Raw genomic sequence first — 6587 nt, forward strand, 5'->3', positions numbered from 1 at the left:
AGAACAACTTAATACAATTAGTTCCTTACATGGTGTGATTTTCACCACGCTTTTTTTCTTAATTTCGGTCGAGTACACTAGACATGTTTGCTATTTAACCAAATTCACATGTGACCTAATTTAAATATGACTATTGAATCTGTTCCCCGCTCCGGCTTTGGCTATTTTATTTTCGGAATAAAAATCGCTTTATCACCGAGCATTCGTAAGTTTGTACTAATGCCACTTATCGCGAACGTGTTACTCGTTGGTGGTGCCTTGTTTTATATCTTCTCCAACCTAAACACTTGGATTGAAGGTTGGATTGGTGCATTGCCAAGTTTCTTGTCGTGGTTGTCATACATTTTATGGCCATTACTTGTGTTAACCGTCTTGGCCACATTCTCGTATTTCTTTAGCACGCTCGCTAACTTCATTGCCGCACCGTTCAACGGTTTACTCGCGGAAAAAGTTGAAGAGTTGTTGAGCGGTAAAAAAGTTAATGACGATGGTTTACTTGATGTCCTCAAAGATACCCCACGTATATTAGCGAGAGAATGGCGCAAGCTTGTCTACATTCTGCCAAAAGCGATCGGTTTATTCCTACTTTTGTTAATTCCAGCACTAGGGCAAACCGTTGCTCCGTTTTTATGGTTCATTTTCACAGCATGGATGTTAGCGATTCAATACGCCGACTACCCGTTCGATAACCATAAAATCAAATTTGATGACATGAGAAACAATTTGAAACAAAAACAAGGTAAGAGCTACAGCTTTGGCGCGCTTGTTTCTGTGTTCACTACTATTCCAATTTTAAACCTGATTGTGATGCCCGTTGCCGTTTGTGGCGCGACAGCAATGTGGGTTGCTGAGTTTAAAGACCAAGCTCTACGTTCTCGTCTATAGTTCTCGTCTCTAACCCTTTCTACACTTCCTAGTTTCGCCTATCTTTTTGAAGTTCTGATTTCAATAAAGATAGGCGTCAATTCTGCTACATATCTATATGATATAACTTTTTAATCCTTTTACCTTTTTTTCAACTTGTTTAATCTAAATTCAAGCTGAACAAACATCGAAAGACACTAGACGGTAAAGTGATTGATATACTACGTTTAGTTCTGTCATTAAATGAAGGAATATCGCATGAGCAAGATCTACGAAGACAACACCCTAACGATTGGTAACACACCTCTAGTCCGCCTTAACAAAGTAAGCAAAGGTAACGTCCTAGCTAAGATCGAAGCTCGTAACCCAAGCTTCAGTGTTAAGTGCCGTATCGGTTCTAATATGATCTGGGAAGCAGAAAAAGCAGGTACGCTTAAGCCAGGTATCGAGCTTGTTGAACCGACTAGTGGTAACACAGGTGTTGCACTTGCATTCGTAGCAGCAGCACGCGGTTACAAACTAACGCTAACTATGCCTGAATCAATGAGCCTAGAACGTCGTAAGCTGCTTAAAGCGCTTGGCGCAAACCTTGTGCTAACTGAAGCACCAAAAGGCATGAACGGCGCGATTGCTAAAGCAGAAGAGATTGTTGCTTCAGACCCAGACAAGTACCTACTACTTCAACAGTTCAACAACCCTGCTAACCCACAGATTCACGAGCAGACGACTGGTCCTGAAATTTGGGAAGCAACAGACGGCGAAATCGACGTGTTTGTAGCGGGTGTTGGTACGGGCGGTACTATCACTGGTACGAGTCGTTACATTAAAGGTGAAAAAGGCAAAGCGATTACTTCAGTCGCGGTTGAGCCGGCTGAGTCTCCAGTGATTGCACAGGCACTTGCAGGTGAAGAAATCAAACCAGCTCCACACAAAATTCAAGGTATCGGTGCAGGTTTCATCCCTGGAAACCTAGATTTAGAGATTATTGACCGTGTTGAATCGGTAACTTCTGAAGAAGCGATTGAGATGGCTCAACGCCTAATGAAAGAAGAAGGTATTCTTGCAGGCATCTCATCTGGCGCGGCAGTTGTAGCAGCAAACAGAATCGCCGAACTACCTGAATTTGCAGGAAAAACTATCGTTACTGTACTACCAAGCTCTGGTGAGCGTTACCTAAGCACAGCCCTATTTGCTGGCATCTTTACGGAAAAAGAGAACCAACAATAATATGTGGTCAAATCAATTTTTCGTCCAAAAAAGCCCCGTTTAGGGGCTTTTTTGTTGATCCCTGCCCCACCTTTGGTAATATCGGGTCTGTTTTATTTTTCGCTTCAAAATAAAAGAAGCAATAAACAAGTTCTTAAAGTCATGAGTACTCAGCAAAAGACGACCATGGCTGGATAAAAATTTATAACCAGTCTAAGTTCTAACACGAACATGGCGTACTAGCCTCTAGCGCATTTGGGCTAAAGCAGTTAAGCTAATCTGGTTACAAACTTACAAAAAATAAATTAATTGGGGTATATAAAATGTACGAGAAGCAAGTAGAAATCACAGCAGAAAACGGTCTTCACACTCGTCCAGCTGCACAGTTCGTTAAAGAAGCAAAATCTTTCGACGCTGACATCACAGTGACTTCTAACGGCAAAAGCGCTAGCGCGAAAAGCCTGTTCAAACTACAAACTTTAGGCCTAGTAAAAGGTACTAACGTTACTATTTCAGCTGAAGGTCCTCAAGCTCAGCAAGCAGTAGACCACCTAGTTGCTCTTATGGATCAACTACACTAATACGGTCTCCTTCTTTCAAAGCCATTTTGCATAGCAAAGTGGCTTTGTTCGAAATAGATAGGAATAAGCGCGACATTAGTCGACGACTTAAAGTCACACACTCTCCCGTTTACAGTTGAACAACTAAGGTAAGGCTATGATTTCAGGCATCCTAGCATCTCCTGGTATTGCTTTCGGTAAAGCACTACTACTTCAAGAAGATGAAATTGTCCTAAACACTCAATCTATCTCTGACGACCAAGTTGAAGCAGAAGTACAGCGTTTCTTTGACGCTCGTAACAAATCTTCTCAACAACTTGAAGTTGTTAAGCAAAAAGCACTTGAAACTTTTGGCGAAGAAAAAGAAGCAATCTTTGAAGGCCACATCATGCTGCTTGAAGATGAAGAGCTAGAAGAAGAGATTTTAGCACTCATCAAGAAAGACAAGATGCACGCAGACAACGCGATCCACACTGTGATCGAAGAGCAAGCTGTTGCACTAGAGTCTCTTGATGATGAGTACCTAAAAGAACGTGCAACTGATATCCGTGATATCGGTACTCGTTTCGTTAAAAATGCTCTAGGCATCAACATTGTATCTCTAGCAGATATCAATGAAGAAGTTATCCTAGTAGCTTACGACCTAACGCCATCTGAAACTGCACAAATCAACCTAGACTACGTTCTTGGTTTCGCTTGTGACATCGGCGGTCGTACATCTCATACTTCAATCATGGCACGTTCTCTTGAGCTTCCAGCTATCGTTGGTACTAACGATATCACTAAGCAAGTTAAGAACGGCGACATGCTTGTGCTAGACGCGATGAACAACAAGATCATCATCAACCCTTCTGAAGCTGAACTAGCAGAAGCTAAGAAAATCAAAGCAGATTTCGAAGCAGAAGCGGCTGAACTAGCAAAACTAAAAGATTTACACGCTGAAACTCTAGACGGTCACCGTGTAGAAGTTTGTGGCAACATCGGTACAGTAAAAGACTGTGACGGTATCCTGCGTAACGGCGGTGAAGGCGTTGGTCTGTACCGTACTGAATTCCTATTTATGGACCGTGACGCGCTTCCTACTGAAGAAGAGCAATACGTTGCTTACAAAGAAGTAGCAGAAGCAATGGAAGGCGAGTCAGTGATTATCCGTACTATGGATATCGGTGGCGACAAAGACCTACCATACATGGACCTTCCACAAGAGATGAACCCTTTCCTAGGCTGGCGTGCAGTACGTATCAGCTTGGATCGTCGTGAAATCCTACGTGACCAACTACGTGGCATCCTACGTGCGTCTGCACACGGTAAACTACGTATCATGTTCCCAATGATCATTTCTGTTGAAGAGATCCGTGAACTGAAAAAAGCAATCGAAGAGTACAAAGTTGAACTTCGCGCTGAAGGCCTAGCTTTCGATGAAGAAATCGAAATCGGCGTAATGGTTGAGACTCCAGCAGCTGCTGCAATCGCACACCACCTAGCGAAAGAAGTATCTTTCTTCTCTATCGGTACTAACGACCTAACGCAATACACTCTTGCGGTAGACCGTGGTAACGAAATGATTTCTCACCTATACAACCCACTATCTCCTGCTGTTCTTACAGTAATCAAGCAAGTGATCGACGCATCACACGCTGAAGGTAAGTGGACTGGTATGTGTGGTGAGCTTGCTGGTGATGAGCGTGCAACGCTACTTCTTCTAGGTATGGGTCTAGATGAGTTCTCTATGAGCGGTATCTCTATCCCTAAAGTTAAGAAAGTAATCCGTAACTCTAACTTCGCTGAAGTTAAAGCTATGGCTGACGAAGCACTATCTCTACCAACAGCTGCTGAAATTGAAGCTTGCGTAGAAAAGTTCATCGCTGAGAAAACTCAGTAATCGCCAATCGCTTAATAACGTTAGACGGCTAAAAATAGTCGTCTAATTTGTTAGATTGGTATAGTATATTCTACAGAATAAAACTAAACGTTAGGAGCATGACACAATGGGTCTGTTTGACAAACTGAAAAAGCTTGTATCTGATGACAGCGCTGATGCTGGTGCAATCGAAATCATCGCACCTCTTTCTGGTGAAATCGTAAACATCGAAGATGTGCCAGATGTAGTTTTCGCTGAAAAAATCGTTGGTGACGGCATCGCGATCAAACCAGCTGGCGACAAAATGGTAGCTCCAGTTAACGGTACTATCGGTAAGATCTTCGAAACTAACCACGCATTCTCTATCGAGTCTGACGACGGTGTTGAGCTTTTCGTTCACTTCGGTATCGATACTGTTGAACTTAAAGGCGAAGGCTTCACTCGTGTAGCTGAAGAAGGTCAATCTGTTAAAGCTGGTGACACTATCATCACTTTCGACCTAGCGCTTCTAGAAGAGAAAGCAAAATCTACGCTTACTCCAGTTGTTATCTCTAACATGGACGAAATCAAAGAGCTGAACAAGCTTTCTGGTTCTGTAACTGTTGGCGAAACTCCAGTTCTTAAAGTAACTAAGTAATCTCGATTACTTATCTGCTTTAATTAAAACGCTACCTAAGGGTGGCGTTTTTTGTGCCTGCTATATAGTTCTAATGCCAGATTACCAGCCGCTTTGGCCTTATACCTAACAACTACAAATCCCCTTCTTCTTTGGGCCTCTCACGAACAGAGATCCCTGACATCTCGCTCGGTTCGATTCTGGGATGACGATTAAACACTATGGTTTAAGCCTGAGTGATTGTTACTCAAACCGACCTCTTCTATACAGTTAGCTATAGAGTCACCAATACCCAACTCCCGTCATTCCCTACAGTGAGGCACGAACGTGATAGGGAATCTCGCTTTCCAATCAACTACCAACACCACAACTCCCCTCTCTTCTCCAAATTTCAGGCAATAAAAAACCCAGCCGAAGCTGGGTCTGTTTAGCGCTCATCTCTCACCACGAGCTAATTTGTGGAAGCCTAACGTCAACACTATCGGTCAACGTGGCTTTTCAATCGATTAACCTAGTAGGCTAAGTGCCGAGTTCGGTGCTTGCTTCGCTTGAGCAAGAATCGAGCTTGAAGCTTGAGAAAGGATCTGAGACTTAGTCATCTGAGTCGTTTCTTTCGCGAAGTCGGTATCTTTAATACGGCTCTTAGATGCGTTAACGTTCTCGTTAATGTTGTCTAAGTTGCTGATAGCGTGGTCGAAACGGTTTTGGAAAGCACCTAGCTCAGCACGGTGACTGTCTACATACTTAAGGGCCGCATCGATTACTGCTACAGACTCTTGTGCGCCGCCAACAGATGTTACGTCGATAGTATCAACCGTTACGTCTTTAGCTGCTTGAATACCTAGCTCGCCCGCAAGACCGCCAGAGAAAGACACATCGCCGCTCACTTTGTTGTTGCCTGTGAACATTTGTAGCTTGCCGTCTTCAGTAACAGACGCTTTAACAGAATCTTGTTGACCGTTGATGTAAGTCGCTAGCTCTTCGATGTCATCACCCGCTTTTGCGCTGATGTCGATTTCTTGTGCTTGGCCGAAGTTGTCAGTGAACGACAGTTTTAGGTCGTTAGAGCCCGCTTGAACGTTCCAGTCTTTGTCTTTCGCGTTCTCAGTTTGGTAGCTCTTACCACCCATCTGAGCGTTATCAGAGCGCATGTCTTTCAGTTGAAGCATTACAGCTTCACCGTTATCCGCACCGATTTGGAATGATTTAGTACCGTGAGTACCGTTAAGCAGCTTGTTACCACCAAAAGACGTCGTTTCCGCGATACGGTTCAGTTCGTCGTTCAGTGCTGTTACTTCTTCTTGAATCGCTACACGCTCAGATTTTGAGTTTGAGCCGTTTGAAGATTGTAGAGACAAATCACGCATACGTTGCAGGATGTTAGTCGTCTCGTTCATTGCACCTTCAGCAGTTTGTGCAATTGAGATACCGTCGTTCGCGTTACGTACAGCAACATCAAGGCCACGACTTTGAACGTTCA

General features: G+C 43.5%; 6 protein-coding genes. 5 read left to right on the forward strand and 1 reads right to left on the reverse strand.

Annotated elements, in window-relative coordinates:
• Window positions 1-126 precede the first annotated feature (126 nt).
• The 5 genes from cysZ (at window position 127) to crr (ending at window position 5128) form a co-directional block, all read left to right on the forward strand.
• Entirely contained in the window at window positions 127-885 is a 759-nt protein-coding gene (cysZ, locus tag AB4154_RS08875) for a sulfate transporter CysZ (protein ID WP_029235129.1), read from the forward strand.
• 237 nt (window positions 886-1122) lie between these two features.
• Window positions 1123-2091 carry a cysteine synthase A gene (gene cysK, locus AB4154_RS08880; protein ID WP_017061934.1) on the forward strand — a complete coding sequence of 323 codons (969 nt, stop codon included), beginning with the start codon at window positions 1123-1125 and terminating at the stop codon, window positions 2089-2091.
• Window positions 2092-2393: 302 nt separating this feature from the next.
• Window positions 2394-2651: an HPr family phosphocarrier protein gene (locus tag AB4154_RS08885; RefSeq protein WP_004734263.1), complete on the forward strand. Its 258-nt coding sequence runs from the start codon at window positions 2394-2396 to the stop codon at window positions 2649-2651.
• A 136-nt stretch (window positions 2652-2787) separates the two neighbouring features.
• Window positions 2788-4512 carry a phosphoenolpyruvate-protein phosphotransferase PtsI gene (ptsI, locus tag AB4154_RS08890; RefSeq protein WP_048660880.1) on the forward strand — a complete coding sequence of 575 codons (1725 nt, stop codon included), beginning with the start codon at window positions 2788-2790 and terminating at the stop codon, window positions 4510-4512.
• Window positions 4513-4618: 106 nt separating this feature from the next.
• Window positions 4619-5128 carry a PTS glucose transporter subunit IIA gene (gene crr / locus AB4154_RS08895; RefSeq protein WP_004737851.1) on the forward strand — a complete coding sequence of 170 codons (510 nt, stop codon included), beginning with the start codon at window positions 4619-4621 and terminating at the stop codon, window positions 5126-5128.
• Window positions 5129-5613: 485 nt separating this feature from the next.
• On the opposite strand, the gene AB4154_RS08900 is transcribed toward crr, so the two are convergent.
• On the reverse strand, window positions 5614-6587 hold a 974-nt coding region (locus AB4154_RS08900; protein WP_372122718.1), incomplete at its 5' end, for a flagellin.

Origin of the sequence: Vibrio sp. 10N.286.51.B11, assembly GCF_041469245.1 — a bacterium.
Classification (GTDB): domain Bacteria; phylum Pseudomonadota; class Gammaproteobacteria; order Enterobacterales; family Vibrionaceae; genus Vibrio; species Vibrio crassostreae_C.

Coding starts and splice junctions, on each gene's coding strand:
- crr (WP_004737851.1), top strand. CDS start 4,619: ATGGGTCTGTTTGACAAACTGAAAAAGCTTGTATCTGATGACAGCGCT.
- AB4154_RS08885 (WP_004734263.1), top strand. CDS start 2,394: ATGTACGAGAAGCAAGTAGAAATCACAGCAGAAAACGGTCTTCACACT.
- ptsI (WP_048660880.1), top strand. CDS start 2,788: ATGATTTCAGGCATCCTAGCATCTCCTGGTATTGCTTTCGGTAAAGCA.
- cysZ (WP_029235129.1), top strand. CDS start 127: ATGACTATTGAATCTGTTCCCCGCTCCGGCTTTGGCTATTTTATTTTC.
- cysK (WP_017061934.1), top strand. CDS start 1,123: ATGAGCAAGATCTACGAAGACAACACCCTAACGATTGGTAACACACCT.